This window comes from Gloeocapsa sp. DLM2.Bin57, assembly GCA_007693955.1.
GTDB lineage: Bacteria > Cyanobacteriota > Cyanobacteriia > Cyanobacteriales > Gloeocapsaceae > Gloeocapsa.
In genome coordinates, this window is sequence record RECR01000083.1 from 1 (window position 1) to 15,236 (window position 15,236).

The following is a 15,236-nucleotide window of genomic DNA, read 5'->3' on the forward strand; positions in this document are numbered from 1 at the left end:
TGCCATCCGTCACTTTTAATATCTCGATAGCTAGACTCAATCCAAGAGCGAAAACCATACCATAAAGCATTACTTTGTTTTGGTTCTAAATCAGTAACAATTAACCAAGGATCTGGATAACCTTCGTCCCATCTTGCCAATAAAGTACAATCCAGGGGATTGCTGCGAAAACAAGTAACATTACCTGACCAACTGATTCCTGTTTTTTCCACTACTGTACCTAAACATTTCCATTCTTGTTCTCCGGCGATTTGATAAGTTCCTTGATGATTTATTCTCTCCGAAAGGATGCCAATTCAAAGTGCAAATTTCTTCAAACAGCCAATCGGCGTATAATCCTCTATCTGCCGAAACGATAACTTGCATTTCAGGAGGTACTGTATCTTTCAATGATTGAAACAGATGAAGCCAATGAGGTTTCCACGAGCCTTTTTCTGTACCTTTAACTATTTTCCAAGCAACTGGAATACCACAACCTTGATAGAGAACATGAAGAGACAACACCGTAAAATTCTGACCAACCGACGTTGCATCTATTGCTAATGGCAACCACTTTTCCTCACTATTCCATAAACTTAAAATCCATGAGAGTAAAGGTGCAAAGCATTTATCGACATCTAATTCTTTCCTTTTTTTTCCCTTCTTTGCCTTACTATCCTGATACCATTCTTTTAGTCTTTGTTTGACTGTATTATTTTTTTCTCCATTTATTTTGGCGATGAATTCAGATACTCTGGTAAGACTACTCGAATTAGTTATTACCATCCCAAAGCTCCAAGTAGCCAAGCCTGCTACTTCAGGCAATGATAAATCACAAAAGTGATTAGAAACAATTTTTGACCAGTCTTTGAGATATTGATTATGTAACATAGCTTAACCAATTAACCAATTTTCTGGATGATTAATCATTTTGACTAATCCACTTAACACTTGATTATAATTACTATATAATTCTCTTCCTTGTTCGGTAGATATATAGTCACATTTAACCGCAAATTTGAGCCAAACCTGAGTTTCTGCGGCTTCTGCTTCAGAGTCATTTAGCTCACGGGGTGACACAGAAGTCCTGATGTAGACAGGGTATGGGGTATCGGGTGTGGGGTGTGGTGAATTTATTTGGCGCTATTCAACGATATAGAAGTATTTTTCTCCTCAAAGAGACCAAAAATACCATAAATGGAATTTTAAATTAAATAATCCGTTGACTTTTTTCCCTACACCTACCCCCTACACCCTACCCCCTGCCTTGAGTTCAACGAAAGTTGTCACCCCGTCAGGTCATTTAGTTTAGCTACAAATGATCCTTTATACCGACGTTTTCTCCAGGCTTCGGCAAAATTAGTACAAACTGACCGGGATGAACGTCTAATCTGGTCAGTCAAAGAGTATCTTTCTTCTATGGGGAACTGCTGGGATAATTCAAAAATAATCATGGCTGTTTCAAACCCTTTTTGATAGATGACCAAATCTTCATGAGTTTTAATGGTTTTTTGCTCTTTTTCTCCCTTGTCCACTTTCCCCCCTTGTCTCCCTTGTCTTACCTCATGATAACTTTTCTGTAAAAAACCTACACTTGTGAGCTCTCCCCCTCTCCTCTTAACAAAACTTAATCTAAGCTTATTGACAATCTTTCTAAATAAGGCTTAAATAAATTTATTGCAAGGATTTAGCAATAAGCAACGTAACAATTGAGAAAACTATGCAAACGTACGATAATCCTACTGTAAAATACGATTGGTGGGCAGGGAATGCTCGATTTGCTGAACTATCAGGTTTATTTATTGCTGCTCACGTAGGTCAAGCAGCGTTGATAACCTTTTGGGCTGGGGCTTTTACCCTGTTTGAGATTTCCTGGTTTGACCCTACTTTACCTATGGGAGAACAGGGATTGATTCTGTTACCTCACCTAGCGACTCTCGGTTTAGGTGTGGGAGAAGGGGGCCAAATCGTTGATACCTACCCTTACTTTGTCATTGGTGCTGTACACTTGATTTCTTCTGCTGTTTTGGGTGCAGGTGCGTTATTTCATACCTTCAGAGTTCCCGCTGATCTTCAAGAAACCGAAGGTAGAGCGCGCAAGTTTCACTTTAGCTGGGATGATCCTAAACAGTTGGGAATTATTCTCGGACATCACCTTTTATTTTTAGGTGCGGGTGCATTATTACTAGTAGCTAAAGCTATGTACTGGGGTGGATTGTATGATAGTGTCACTCAGACTGTACGGGTAATCACTGAACCAACTTTAGATCCTTTGACTATCTACGGTTATCAAACCCATTTTGCCACTATTAATAGTCTGGAAGATTTAGTGGGTGGTCATATCTACGTGGGGATAATGTTAATTGCAGGTGGTTTATGGCATATTATCGTACCACCTTTACCCTGGGCGAGAAAAGCTTTAATCTTCTCTGGAGAGGCGATTCTTTCCTACTCCCTCGGTGGTATCGCTTTAGCTGGATTCGTAGCGGCTTATTTATGTGCGGTTAATACCCTCGCTTATCCCGTTGAGTTTTACGGTGCTCCTTTAGAAATTAAACTGGGAATTGCTCCCTATTTTGCAGATAGCGTAGAGTTACCTTTTGGACAACATACCGCTCGTTGTTGGTTAGCTAATGCACACTTTTTCTTAGCTTTCTTCTTCCTACAAGGGCATTTATGGCACGCTTTACGAGCTATGGGTTTTGATTTCCGTCGCGTAGAAAAGGCTTTAAATTCTCTAGAAGTCTAGTAATATCTTGTCCTTATAGTTAACTAAAAGCAAGGAAATGGCAAAAATTGGCTTATTTTTCGGTACTCAAACGGGAAATACTCAAAGTATCGCTGAATTGATTCAACGGGAATTAGGAGGAGATAGCGTAGTTGATTTACTCGATGTCTCTAATATAGAGACAGATGATTTTAATCACTACGAATATCTGATTATTGGTTGTCCTACTTGGAACGTTGGTGAGTTACAAAGCGATTGGGAAGGTCTCTACGATGAGTTAGATGATCTCAATTTTCAAGGGAAAAAAGTAGCCTATTTTGGTGCAGGTGATCAAGTGGGTTATGCTGATAATTTCCAAGATGCGATCGGTATTTTAGAGGAAAAAATCTCTTCTCTAGGTGCTAAAACCGTTGGTTATTGGTCCGTAGATGGCTATGATTTTAATGAGTCAAAAGCTTTACGTGATGGTAAGTTTGTTGGTTTGGCGATCGATGAGGATAATCAACCTGAGTTGACTAATAGTCGCATTAAAACTTGGGTAAATCAAATACGTAGCGAGTTTGGACTATAACTGTTTTTTCCTTCTTCCTATTTGGGGGAAGGATTTTCATTTGGGAGATTTTTAATGTTAATTGATAGTTTGTGGTTAAATGTTAGTCCTAGTTTAAATGAGTTAGATACTCCTTTACTTGATTGTTTGGCTAAAAAGTTTAATGTTGCTCAATGGCAATATATCCAGGAATTGGATCAGCCTAATTCTCTTTGTATCGCTATGTGTCTATTAGATAGTTATCTCGATAAGTTAAATTATCCCGTAAATCTGTTAGGACATGGTGTTAGTGGTTTATTAGCCTTATTATACGCTCGTCGTTATCCTGAAAAGGTACGTTCTCTAACTTTATTATCCGTTGGTGTCTATCCTGCGGTTGATTGGCAAGCTCATTATTATTTTAAACTGCAAATGTTGCCTTGTTCTCGACAGACTATCCTGAAAATGATGGTGCAGAATCTTTTTAATTATTCTGGTAACTTGAATAGAAAGTTTACTAGATTGTTGGATCAAGATTTACAGACTTCTTTATCTTGCCATAATCTCTATCAACAGTTAAAAGTCTTTCCAGGGGGTGTGTCTGTACCTATGTTAATCTGTGGTAGCGCTAATGATATTGTTATTGATCTAAATTCTTATCAAGGTTGGCAAACTTGGTTAAAACCAGGCGATCGCTTGTGGTTATCTCCCTTGGGACGTTATTTTTTCCACTATTTCTATCCCCAAGCTGTTAGTGAAACTATTCTAGATTATTGGCAATCTTTGACACCTGAAGCTAATAAAATGTTAATCTAAGCTTTAAATTGCTCTCGCTAAATAACGCATTTGAGCTAATTCTTGAGAGTCTAATTTACTAAGATTAGCTAAAACTAGATTCATACGTCCTAAAGATTTAAGTTGTTGTTGATGGCGATCGAGAAAATCCCAATAAAAGAAATTAAAAGGACAAGCAGATTCACCTGTACGATGACGATAATTATAAACACAGCGATCGCAATAATTACTCATTTTATGAATATAATTAGCTGAAGCTGCATAGGGTTTAGAAGCCAAAATACCGCCATCAGCAAATTGTCCCATACCCAAGACATTTGTCTGCATCACCCAATCATAAGCATCGATAAAAACGCTATGAAACCAATGTTCTAACTCCAGAGGAGATACACCAGCAATAAGGGCAAAATTACTCAGAATCATCAAACGTTGAATATGATGCGCATAACCTGTTTGTTCAATTTGCTGCAAAACTTGTTTTAAACAATTCATCTGGGTTAATTGACTATCCCAATAAAATGCTGGTAGAGGTTGGCTATGGTTAAACCAATTCAGTTGAAAATAATCTTCTGCTACAAATTGATAAACTCCTTGCAGATATTCTCGCCATCCTAAAACCTGACGAATAAAACCCTCAACACTATTGAGAGGATATTGTTGTTCATAATAAGCTTGTTCTACCCTTTGAATGACTTCTAAAGGAGTAATTAAACCGAGATTCAGGTAAGGAGAGAGTAAACTATGCCAGAGGGTATATTCTCCTGTTAGCATAGCGTCTTGATAAGTTCCGAAATTAGCTAAACAGTGGGTAATAAAATTTTCTAATACCTCTAAAGCTTGATCACGAGTCACACCCCAACAGAAAGGTTCAACTTCTCCGTAGAGAGGGAAATCTAGAGACTTAACCTTATTAATTACTGCTTGGGTAATTTCATCTGGTGAGAATTGAGTAAGTTTAGGGGTGGTTAAATTAGTTTTGGGAGGTTTACGATTTTGTTGATCATAATTCCATTTTCCCCCCAAGGGTTTACCTTGATCATCTAAGAGTATCTTAAAGCGTTTACGTCCTGCTCGATAAAAATCTTCTAGCAATAATCTCTTGCGAGGATTAGCCCATTCTTGAAAATCTGCTTGACTCCACAAGAAATGATTATTAGGAAACCAACGTAAGGTACATTCTAAGGATAAACCCTCGATTAAAGTTTTAAAGGGGCGATCGCTAGGCTGCATTACCCAGAGTTCGCTGATTTGATACTGAGCTAACCAACTCTTTAAAGGGGTTTGAAAGTCATCACTGATAGCGTAGGTAACCTCCCACCCTTTAGCTTTTAAAGTTGCCCCAAAGTGACGCATAGCTGACCAAACTAGTACCAATTTTTGACGGTGATAGGGTCTTAATTGCGCGTAATCTTGACTTTCAATTAGAATAACTGGACTAGGTGTGGGACAATTAGTTAAAGCTGCTTGATTTGTCCAGAGTTGGTCTCCTAATACCCAAATACCAATGGTCATTGTTCTTCTTTGACGGTAAATTTTTGGATAATTAACTGTATCCCTAAGAGAATTAAACCAATAGCAACTATCCCAAAGACACTCCCTCCTAATGCGACTAAACCTGAAACCAGAGTCCTTACTGTAATAGAGATATTAATAATAATAGGGTTAGTAGAAGTTATAGGTTTAGCGGCAAAAACGCTGTTAATCGCGCGCAACATCGCGAAAAAGGCGATCGCCAATCCTCCCGATAAACTTGCGCCAACCAAACAGCGCCAAGGTGTTACTTTTTGACTTGATGATTCTTCACTCATTTAAGTTGTTCTATAGCCTCTAAAGCGGGTTGATAATTAGGATCAATCCTTAAAGCTTGTTCAAATGAAGCTTTAGCTTCTGTATCTAATTGCAGTTGATAAAGAGTTATACCGCGATTGTACCAAGTATTGGCAGAATTAGGGTTAATCTTGATAGCTTGATTATAGGCTTCTAGGGATTCTTCGTAAAGACCTAAATCACTCAATGCCCAACCTAGGTTATTCCAAGCTGTGGCATAATTAGAATCAAGAGCGATCGCTTGGCGCAAAACTAGCAAAGCTTCTGCAGGTTGAGCTAGGATTAGCAGAATCAATCCTTGGTTATTAAGTATAACCCGAGAGTCTGGTAATCCATAGCTAGAGCGTAGTTTTCTGGCTTCAGTAAAAGCACTTAAAGCTTCAGGGTACTGTTGTAGAGCGAATAATAGCTCGCCTTTAGTTGCCCAATCTGCAGGATTTTTACCATTATAACCCATAGCCGTGTTAAGTGCTTCTAGGGCTGCATCGTATCTTTGTAATTGTTGGAGAGCACCAGCTTGACAGCGCCAAGAGTTATAATCATCTGGTTGTATCTGAGTAGCTCTAGCACAAGCGCCAAAAGCTTTTTCATATTCTTGTTGAAAACCCAAAGCAAAACCTTTAGCAAACCAGGAGAGGGATAATTGATTATTAATTTTAATAGCTTGGTCAAAAGCGGCGATCGCCTCTGAGAATCTATTTAGACGCCAATATTGATTACCCAATTCCAACCAATAAAGGGGATTATCCTGACTAGTTACCTCTAGATTAGGTTGCCAAGAGTTATTAATTAGGGAACTATCTAGAATAGGTGGAGGAGTATTCTCTATCTTAATCATAGCCTTAATCGGTTGTGTAGTTGCCCAATTCAGGAAAGTTTGTACAGGTATTCCCGCACTCAAACCGACTTTGATTCTGAAAGAGGATAAACCCGCTTCCACGAGATATTCACGAATAATTTGGTCATTTTCGTCTATTTCCTTACCATCTGCTCTACCATGAATAGCGATTAAACGACCATTGCTATCTAAAACTGGTCCTCCACTCATACCAGGGGAGGTTAAATTAGTATAGGTTAGTTCATAACCGCGAAAATCCTGGGTAACCTTTTCGGGATTGAGAATATCTGGATTAGAGATAGCGCTAGCCGAATTATCAAACAAGATACCTGGATTAAAGACTAATTTTGGGTTATTAAAAGCCCAACCTGCGACGAAGACATAAGGTTTATGATCATTATCTTGAAAACCCAGCTCATAATCCCGAGTTTGGTAGAGAGGATATTGATAAGAAGAGATAGTAACTACCTGATAATCTTCTTCAGCGCTAAACTCAACCAGTGCTAAATCTAGATAATCTGGGAGTTTTTGGATGTTGTTAGTATTAACCTGATGCTCTTTACCATCATGAGTTAATACTGCCATTTCCTCTCCTGGTAAAATAGATTCTACTACGTGTCTAGCTGTCAGCACATAATAGGTATTACCTTGTCTAGCGATAATTACTCCTGATCCTGGTGTAGATGATAAGAGTTTAACCGTGACAGTGGTGGCGATGGTTTCAATGTCTGGTGGGGTAAGTTCATAATTGGTTGGTTGAGCTAGGGTGTAGGGAAGAGTCAAACTAGCACCGGACAAAGATTCTCTGGAATTAACAACTTGAATATTTTTGCGGGAAAAATAGTACTTTTGTACTGGGGCAAGATTTGGCGTGAAGGCTTGGGGGATTTGGGGTAAGATAATCACTAATGCTGAACCCCTAGGCAAAAGGCAAAAGGCAAAAGTCAAAAGAGCGTTTCTAAATATCTTACTGCTCATCGCTTTAACTATTATTAGAGCCAAAAATGCCCTGATATTCTTCTACTCCTTCGTAAGCGTAGCGATTATAGCCATGGCTTTCAATCATTCTTTCGAGATATTCTACTCTTTCTGCTGGTGCGGGATGAGTTAATAACCAACGAGGAGTTCTATTTTCTCGATCTAACTGTTTAAAAATACCCATAACGCTATGTAAACCATCTGCTGCATAACCACTACTAGCGATTGCTCTTGTTCCGAGGATATCTGCTTGTTTTTCTAAGTCGCGACTATATTCTAAGTTACCCAATGTAACCAAAATATCACTTACTGGTACTATTTGACTAAAGTTTTGTAATAATGAGCCTGTTGCTATTTTTTGGAAGGTATGGGATAAGACTGCATGGGCGATTTCGTGACCGAGTAATCCTGCTAATTCTGCTTCTGAGTGCATTAATTCCAAAATACCTGTATGGACAAAAACTTTACCACCAGGTAAAGCAAAAGCATTGGGGGTAGGATCTTCTACGATCAAAAATTCATAGTCAAAGTCATTTCTACCCATCAACTGAGCTAATTTTTGTCCGATGTTATTGACATATTCTACTTGGCTAGGGTTTTCTACTAGGGTTACTTGTGATTTATATTGTTGAGCGAATATTTCTCCTGTTTGGGCTTCTCCTTGTATGAGTAGAGAGATAACATTGGCATCAGCATAGTTATTCCCTACCATCGTAGATAACAAGATATTACCTATACCTAAACCGATCATTTCTTCTTTGAGATTGGCTTGATATTTTTTGGTATATTCGTCAGCTAATTGTTGGTATTTAGCAGCTTCTGGATCGTCAGGATAACTGAGTGCGAATTGACGCGCGGCGATCGCTGCTTCTAACCATTGTTTCTGTTGTACCAAAACTGCAATTTTTTTCTCTAGGGGTTCTTTTAATTCGGGATATTGACTGGTAACCCTTTCGAGAATCTCTAAGGCTTTATCTGGCTGTTCATATAGTATATAAGCATCAGCATAAAGTAATTGACCTGGCACAAATTCTGGTTGAGTTTCCGTTAATAATCTCAATGGTTCAAAAATTTTGCTCTCTAGATTTTGTTCTATTCCTTCGTTAGCGATACGCCAATATACCTTAGCTGCTGGTTTGAGATTAGCTGTATCAATAACTGCATCGATTAAGTTTTCTGTATGCTGAAAATCTGGTTTAACTTCTCTTTGTATTTCTCTAGCTTTTTCGAGATTGCCCTGTTGATAAAATCTATCTGCTTCTGCTAAGGTTTGATAACGTGAGGGGTTATAGGTTTGGGCGTCTCCTGGGGAAAGTTGATTTAATAATAAGACTAGGGTTAAACTGATCAGGAGCAAAAACCAGAATAGTCTTTGCTGAATCGATTTAATCATGGTTTTTTCCTACCAAAGTGGTGTAGTTTCAGGAGTTTGGGAAGCTTCTTGTAAATAACTTTCAAAGTCTATATAGACTCTTCCTGTCGTTTCGTTAAGTACTGTAGATTGACTAACGCGCACAGCCATTAATTCTAATAAGGTTTGATTGGGATTGCTATCTGGTTTTAAGGTAAACAGTAATCCTTGACAAGGACCTTGATCTTGACTGGTTACACACACTATTGACTGACTATTCATTCTTCCTGTGGTTAGGTGTTTGATCATCCCACTATCATAGTAAGACTGAAAGCGTCGCGAAACTTCTGCACATCGTACTTCTGGAGTATAGCCAGAACCAGCAAAATGATCAGAAACCCAACGAATTATGGGGATACTTTCTGTAGGTGTTTTAGCTACTGTGGTTGGGATACCTTGATGATTTTCACAGACAAAACGAATAGTTTCTTCAGCAACAACTGATTTCTCTAGGGATACCTCAATTAATGCTAGGGAGGTTAAAGTAAGTAGTAGAGTAACTAGAGGTTTTTTCATGATCGCTAATGCTACTTGTTATAATTATCTTATCATATTTTTGTAATTATGGTATTTTGTCTAAATCCTAGTTGTACTAATCCCGATAATCCTGATACTCATAAGTATTGTCAGGGTTGTGGCGCTGTTTTGGCTGATAGTACTCAAGAATATTTGTTTCGTTCACGTTTTCAGGTGATTAAAAAACTAGGACAAGGGGGATTTGGCAGAACTTATTTAGCTAAAGATTTAGATTGTCGCGATCGCTTGTGCGTCATCAAAAAGTTATTAATTCAAGGTAATGATGTTTTAATCCAAAGAGTTAAAGAGTTATTCGACAGAGAAGGAGAACAATTAGATAAATTACAACATTCTCAAATCCCTAAGTTAATCGCTTATTTTGCTTATCAAGATGGACTTTATTTAGTCCAAGAATATATCCAGGGTAAAAATTTATACGAGGAATATCAGCAGCAGGGAAGATTTTCTGAAGAGAAAATTAAGGAGCTATTATTATCTATTCTTCCTGTCCTACAATATATTCATAGTCAACAAATTATCCATCGGGATATTAAACCTGAAAATATCATGCGTCGTGATGATGGCTCTTTAGTTTTAATCGATTTTGGCGCTACTAAGGTTGTTTCTGAAACTGTCCCGAGTCAATCTGTGCTTATTCCTTCTAGTCCTGGTTATAGTCCCTTAGAACAGCAACAGGGAAACGCAAAAGCAGCAAGTGATATTTATAGTTTAGGTGCTACTGCTATTCGTTTATTAACTGGTTGTTTTGTTGATGATTCTAATCAAGATTCTTTATTTGATGATTACCATAATCAGTGGATTTGGCGAGAATATTTAGAGAAAAGTAACCTTAAAATTAATCCTCAATTAGAAGCTATTCTTAATAAAATGGTAGCTGTTTCTTTGGCTAATCGTTATCAAGACGTTGCTGATATTTTAGCTGATTTCAATAATCTTTCTCAAGCATTTAATAATAGTCAAATAAACACCCAAGTGGTCAATATTGCTCCTGTATCTACATCTTCTCCACTTATTTTTAATAAAAAAATGTTAATGTTAGGAGTAGGAATAATCTTTTTAACAATTGGTAGCTTACTTTTTTTCTTCACTAGAGAAAATCCCAATCAATCAGAAATTACTACCTTAGCTTTTCCCGCAGAAGTTAATACATTTGAAGATGAGGAATTAGTAGTTATTATTCGTAAAGATAGTCCTAGTAATTATAGCTATGAAAGTCGTAATAAAAAAACCAACCAGTTTCTCAATCTAAAAGAATCTAGTTGTCAAAATAGGCAATCAGAGCAAGATTTAGAATGTATTTGGAGTAATGAAGGGATTAAATATCAGGTACTTTATAATCCCAATAATCCTAGTGAGATTAGGTTGTTAATTTATGGTTCTTGGGGAGAGGATTCTAACGAGAGAACCCTAAAATTATCTAATACCAAACCTTTATGGTAAATCAAACAACTCTCGGTGTATCTATGGGAAGGGGGAAGAGAGGGGCTGACAAGGGTAGGTTTTTTACAATAAGTTTGTAGTCAAGGTAAGACAAGGCAGACAAGGAGGGAAAGTAGACTCTCGAAGTATATGTATTTAAATATTACCTTGAATCAAAAACACACTTTTTGAATTGTAGTATCTACCTTGTCCCCCATTCTTCGTTCCTTCCTTGTCTCGTCTTCACCGAAATGTTAAAAACCTACACCTGTGAGGAAGAGAGGGGAGCTCCGGAGCAGGGAACTTCTGAGTATGATATATAGGAATAATAACACCGTTCCACCTAACCCCTAGCCCCTAACTCCGAACTAACCTATAGGGAGATAGAAATTAGTTAAATCCTAATCTCTAGATATTGACCAATCATTTGCTCTTCCCCTGCGCGAGAAATAATCGTTTGTCTAGTACGATAATTTTTACCGATTAGCTTCAATTCTTCTTCAAACGTAGAGTTATTATACTCTGTCTTTAAATAAAGAGTTTGACTATTGAGCATTTTATATTGAGCTTTGACTGGTTTAGGAGTAGCAAAACCGCGATCGCGATACAGAAAATTATCCCTAATACCAAATATAGTTTCTCCATGGGATAGTTTACGAACTCGATTGATATAATTGCTTTCCCAAGTTACTTTTGCTCCTCCAAAGAAATAGTTTACATCTTCGATTTGGTGCAACTTAGCTAAATCAGCTAATTCTGTTGAACCAGATTCTAGGAAACAAATTTGTATAAAACTTATTACCTCTTCTGGATCTACTTCGTTGGTTAAAGTGTAGTAACGTCGTTGAGATTTCCACTCACCGTGAGAATTACGAAAGAACTCTAGAGATTGAGTAATATTAGAGATTGCAGTTTGATTCAAGAGGGTCATTAAGTTACCTCAATAATTTATGATCCTTAAAACAGACCTTATGTCAAGTTATTTAGCTAAAATAGCTACAATTCTTAATATAACTTATTTAATTTAAAATTTTGTAAGTACAGATACTTAAGGCAAGATGAAAAACGTTATTTATAGAAAAGTTATCTTTAGGGAATAGCTTTCAAGCTAAATTTGAACTACTAATTAAAAATATTTTGCTATCGCTAAACGACTCAATCCTAATGGAGGTAAGCGGACTCGAACCGCTGACATCCTGCGTGCAAAGCAGGCGCTCTACCAACTGAGCCATACCCCCTTAGTGGTGTTTAAAAACTCATTTGTTTTTTATCCACTTTTGCTATTATACACAATATCAAAAAAAATGCAACCCTAAAAATGAAATTTGTTATAGCCAGTTTTTATAAGTTCGTCAGTTTACCTGATTTCGTCTCTCTTAAACCCTCTTTGTTGTTAAAATGTCAGGAGGAAGGCATTAAAGGGACAATTCTGCTAGCTGCTGAGGGGATTAACGGGACTATTTGCGGATCTAGTGAGTCTATCAGCAATATTTTAGCCTTTTTGCGCTCAGATTCTCGTTTAGCTGATTTACCTAGTTTAGAATCTAGTTGTGATTTTGTCCCCTTTGACCGTCTCAAGGTTAGACTGAAAAAAGAAATCGTTACTATTGGTATCCCGGAAGTCGATCCTACCTGTTGTGTGGGAACTTATGTCAAACCTCAAGATTGGAATAAGTTAATTAGCGATCGCGATGTTTTACTAATCGATACTCGTAACGACTATGAATATGAATTAGGCACTTTTCGAGGTGCAATTAATCCTCAAACTGATGCTTTTGGAGAATTTCCCGACTATATACGTTCTCGTTTAGCCGAAAATCCTAACCAAAAACTCGCTTTATTTTGTACTGGTGGGATTCGGTGTGAAAAAGCTACCTCATTTTTACTCGCTCAAGGCTTTAAAGATGTATATCATCTAGAAGGAGGGATTCTACGTTATCTAGCGGAAATACCACCCACAGAAAGTCTCTGGGAGGGTGAATGTTTTGTTTTTGACCAAAGAATTACACTTACCCATGGATTAAAACTAGGTCATCAGGTAGTTGCTAAACCCTTAGCAATCGGATATAATGGTTAATTGTCTATAAAATAAAGCGGGACTGGCGGAATTGGTAGACGCGCTAGATTCAGGTTCTAGTGTTCGCAAGGACTTCCGGGTTCAAGTCCCGGGTTCCGCATTATTGACGACGTTATGATAGAATTCCTCTAGGACTTTGACAGCGGTTATCCCCATTCAGCACTATTAATTTAGTGAGGTGAGGAATCCCCATCCTTTTAGGGTGGGAGGATGTCAATAACTATTTGAGTACGCCATTGAACATCTAATCCTAGTCTAATCGCTATGTCAAGATATTCTAATTCTTGCGTAGCGATCGTACTAGTAAGACCAAGCCTTGTTAAATCCCGTAAACCCAATAGTATCTAAAAAGATATCAGCAATAGTAAATAAATGCCAATAGTCAGTAAGATTTTTTGAGTAGGTAAGAAGATACAATAATCTTCTGCATCTAAATTGTAATCACTAAAAGCTTGTCTAATCCTGTTCCATAATTGCTGATAGATTAAGTCATTATTGCCTTTATGTACTTGAGGATGAACAAAGATAAATTTAGCCTCTGTTACTTGAGAAGCGATCGCAGGATATAAATAATCGTCTTGAATTATTGTTTGTATTAAATAAGACTAAAAAAGCTGGATTACTTAAAAAGGGTTTAAGACATCACGATACTGCTGAGAGTCATATAATAATATGATCCATAATAAATCTAACTTAATGATTACTAGTATAAAAAATCCTTTGATTAAAGAGATTAGGAAACTACATCAGAGTAAAACGAGACACAATCGCCAAGAAATACTATTAGAAGGAACTAATCTTTTAACCGCAGCAGTCGAGGTAAACTATCCTCTAGAGACGGTATGTTATACCCAAATATGGCAAGAAAAACACCCCCAACTCTGGGAAAAACTATCTCAACAAAGTAAGAGAGTAGAAATAGTTACACCAGAAGTAATTGGGGCGATCGCTACTACAGTCAATCCCGATGGTATTGTCGCTACCGCAACTAGACAGTCTCTAGTGAAACCTCCCTTAACCCTTAATTTAGGTTTAACGATCGAAAGATTGCAAGATCCAGGTAATTTAGGTACGATCATCAGAACAGCAGTAGCAACGGGTGTAGATGGACTCTGGTTAAGTCAGGGTAGTGTAGATTTAGACCATCCTAAGGTATTGAGAGCTTCAGTAGGAGCTTGGTTTAAACTACCCATGGGAATGACTTCTAGTTTAGCTGATTTGATCGTTAATTATCAACAACAGGGAATGCAAGTTATTGCTACCTTACCCCAAGCTGAGAAAACTTATTGGGATGTAGATTTTACTTTACCGACAATTATTTTAGTTGGTAATGAAGGGGGAGGTTTATCACCAGAGTTAATCGCGATCGCCCAAGAGAAGGTAAGGATTCCCCAAGTTGAAGAGGTAGAGTCGTTAAACGCAGCGATCGCCACTGCTTTATTGTTATATGAAGCCCAAAGACAGAGAAGATGACGTTTCCCTACCTTAAGGGAAGAGAAGGTTAATGGGAGTTTTTGAGTAGCCAAGCTACTAGTTTTTCTTCTGACATTTCACCAGCAGCTAAAGCTAACATTACTTTAACTACCTCTGTCTCAGGAACAATCAGATCGAAACCGTTTACTTTGAGAAAAACTGCCATAACTACAAAACCACAACGTTTATTGCCATCAATAAAAGGATGATTTTTAACTAATCCCCAACCATAAGCTGCTGCTAACTGATAAATATTGACATTTGAATTATAAAAATAAAGGTTTTGTGGTCTAGCCAGAGCCGAAGATAGTTTTCCCTCATCAAGGATTCCGGATACCCCACCAAACAAGCTTATTTGTTGTCCATGAATTGCTTTGGTTTGAGCTTCATTTATCCAAATATATTGATTCAATTAGCCAACTCTCGTAGAGCGTTATGATATCTATGTGTAATTTCTTGACTCGCTTCCATTACTGCTTCAAATTCAGAGCCACAGCTAGTTAATTCTATACCCTCAGTAGTTTCATTAACATAAAGTGTATCTCCTTCTTGCCAATTGAGTTTTTCCATTATCTCCTGAGGAAAGGTTGTTCCTAAAGAATCACCAATCTTAGTTAATTTTAATTTGATCATTTTTTATCCATT

16 protein-coding genes, 2 tRNA genes and 1 pseudogene are annotated in these 15,236 nt (G+C 37.6%); 7 read left to right on the forward strand and 12 right to left on the reverse strand.

All coding sequences use genetic code 11. The features are described 5' to 3' along the window. From EA365_10830 to EA365_10840, 3 genes and pseudogenes are all read right to left on the reverse strand, one after another. Window positions 1–870 (reverse strand): annotated as a pseudogene (locus EA365_10830) (transposase). A gap of 3 nt (window positions 871–873) precedes the next feature. Then, window positions 874–1,116, reverse strand: a complete 243-nt coding sequence (locus tag EA365_10835) for a four helix bundle protein (GenBank protein ID TVQ44069.1) — start codon at window positions 1,114–1,116, stop codon at window positions 874–876. 149 nt (window positions 1,117–1,265) lie between these two features. After that, complete coding sequence (locus EA365_10840; GenBank protein TVQ44070.1) at window positions 1,266–1,514, reverse strand: four helix bundle protein; 249 nt, start codon at window positions 1,512–1,514, stop codon at window positions 1,266–1,268. A 185-nt stretch (window positions 1,515–1,699) separates the two neighbouring features. Here EA365_10840 and EA365_10845 point away from each other — a divergent pair, with 185 nt between their 5' ends. Genes EA365_10845 through EA365_10855 form a run of 3 tightly spaced genes read left to right on the forward strand, consistent with a single transcriptional unit; the run spans window position 1,700 to window position 4,052 of the window. Continuing rightward, entirely contained in the window at window positions 1,700–2,728 is a 1,029-nt protein-coding gene (locus EA365_10845) for a chlorophyll a/b binding light-harvesting protein (protein ID TVQ44071.1), read from the forward strand. 37 nt (window positions 2,729–2,765) lie between these two features. Beyond that, the gene (fldA, locus tag EA365_10850; protein ID TVQ44072.1) at window positions 2,766–3,278 is read left to right on the forward strand and encodes a flavodoxin FldA; all 513 of its coding nucleotides are present in this window, start codon (window positions 2,766–2,768) and stop codon (window positions 3,276–3,278) included. Window positions 3,279–3,332: 54 nt separating this feature from the next. Continuing rightward, window positions 3,333–4,052 (forward strand): alpha/beta hydrolase, encoded by a 720-nt coding sequence (locus EA365_10855; GenBank protein TVQ44073.1) that lies wholly within the window; start codon window positions 3,333–3,335, stop codon window positions 4,050–4,052. Window positions 4,053–4,055: 3 nt separating this feature from the next. Here EA365_10855 and EA365_10860 read toward each other — a convergent pair whose 3' ends face one another. The 5 genes from EA365_10860 to EA365_10880 are packed head-to-tail and all read right to left on the reverse strand — an operon-like array spanning window position 4,056 to window position 9,601. Then, window positions 4,056–5,543: a cryptochrome/photolyase family protein gene (locus EA365_10860; protein ID TVQ44074.1), complete on the reverse strand. Its 1,488-nt coding sequence runs from the start codon at window positions 5,541–5,543 to the stop codon at window positions 4,056–4,058. After that, a complete protein-coding gene (locus EA365_10865; protein TVQ44075.1) occupies window positions 5,540–5,839 on the reverse strand; it encodes a DUF3082 domain-containing protein in 300 nt (99 codons plus the stop codon). Before EA365_10865 ends, EA365_10860 begins: the two co-directional genes overlap by 4 nt. Beyond that, window positions 5,836–7,698 (reverse strand): tetratricopeptide repeat protein, encoded by a 1,863-nt coding sequence (locus tag EA365_10870; protein TVQ44076.1) that lies wholly within the window; start codon window positions 7,696–7,698, stop codon window positions 5,836–5,838. Before EA365_10870 ends, EA365_10865 begins: the two co-directional genes overlap by 4 nt. Further along, window positions 7,679–9,067 carry a peptidase M48 gene (locus EA365_10875; protein TVQ44077.1) on the reverse strand — a complete coding sequence of 463 codons (1,389 nt, stop codon included), beginning with the start codon at window positions 9,065–9,067 and terminating at the stop codon, window positions 7,679–7,681. Before EA365_10875 ends, EA365_10870 begins: the two co-directional genes overlap by 20 nt. A 9-nt stretch (window positions 9,068–9,076) precedes the next feature. Next, the gene (locus EA365_10880; protein ID TVQ44078.1) at window positions 9,077–9,601 is read right to left on the reverse strand and encodes a hypothetical protein; all 525 of its coding nucleotides are present in this window, start codon (window positions 9,599–9,601) and stop codon (window positions 9,077–9,079) included. A gap of 48 nt (window positions 9,602–9,649) precedes the next feature. On the opposite strand from EA365_10880, the gene EA365_10885 reads away from it, so the two are divergent. Then, entirely contained in the window at window positions 9,650–11,062 is a 1,413-nt protein-coding gene (locus EA365_10885; protein ID TVQ44079.1) for a serine/threonine protein kinase, read from the forward strand. Window positions 11,063–11,435: 373 nt separating this feature from the next. On the opposite strand, the gene EA365_10890 is transcribed toward EA365_10885, so the two are convergent. Both EA365_10890 and EA365_10895 read right to left on the reverse strand, forming a co-directional pair. After that, on the reverse strand, window positions 11,436–11,972 hold the full coding sequence (locus tag EA365_10890) for a phycobiliprotein lyase (protein TVQ44080.1): 537 nt from the start codon (window positions 11,970–11,972) through the stop codon (window positions 11,436–11,438). Window positions 11,973–12,206: 234 nt separating this feature from the next. After that, window positions 12,207–12,279 (reverse strand) — tRNA-Ala (locus tag EA365_10895). Window positions 12,280–12,359: 80 nt separating this feature from the next. On the opposite strand from EA365_10895, the gene EA365_10900 reads away from it, so the two are divergent. The 3 genes from EA365_10900 (at window position 12,360) to EA365_10910 (ending at window position 14,591) form a co-directional block, all read left to right on the forward strand. After that, window positions 12,360–13,118 (forward strand): rhodanese-related sulfurtransferase, encoded by a 759-nt coding sequence (locus tag EA365_10900; GenBank protein TVQ44081.1) that lies wholly within the window; start codon window positions 12,360–12,362, stop codon window positions 13,116–13,118. A gap of 16 nt (window positions 13,119–13,134) precedes the next feature. Beyond that, a tRNA-Leu gene (locus EA365_10905) sits at window positions 13,135–13,218 on the forward strand. A 596-nt stretch (window positions 13,219–13,814) separates the two neighbouring features. Then, window positions 13,815–14,591, forward strand: coding sequence for an RNA methyltransferase (locus tag EA365_10910; protein ID TVQ44118.1), 777 nt, complete (start codon window positions 13,815–13,817; stop codon window positions 14,589–14,591). Between the two features lie 28 nt (window positions 14,592–14,619). Here the strand turns inward: EA365_10910 and EA365_10915 are convergent, their stop codons facing one another. Together EA365_10915 and EA365_10920 are read right to left on the reverse strand one after the other, a co-directional pair. After that, complete coding sequence (locus tag EA365_10915; protein TVQ44082.1) at window positions 14,620–15,003, reverse strand: type II toxin-antitoxin system death-on-curing family toxin; 384 nt, start codon at window positions 15,001–15,003, stop codon at window positions 14,620–14,622. Next, window positions 15,000–15,221: an AbrB/MazE/SpoVT family DNA-binding domain-containing protein gene (locus tag EA365_10920; GenBank protein ID TVQ44119.1), complete on the reverse strand. Its 222-nt coding sequence runs from the start codon at window positions 15,219–15,221 to the stop codon at window positions 15,000–15,002. Before EA365_10920 ends, EA365_10915 begins: the two co-directional genes overlap by 4 nt. Between the last annotated feature and the right edge of the window lie 15 nt (window positions 15,222–15,236).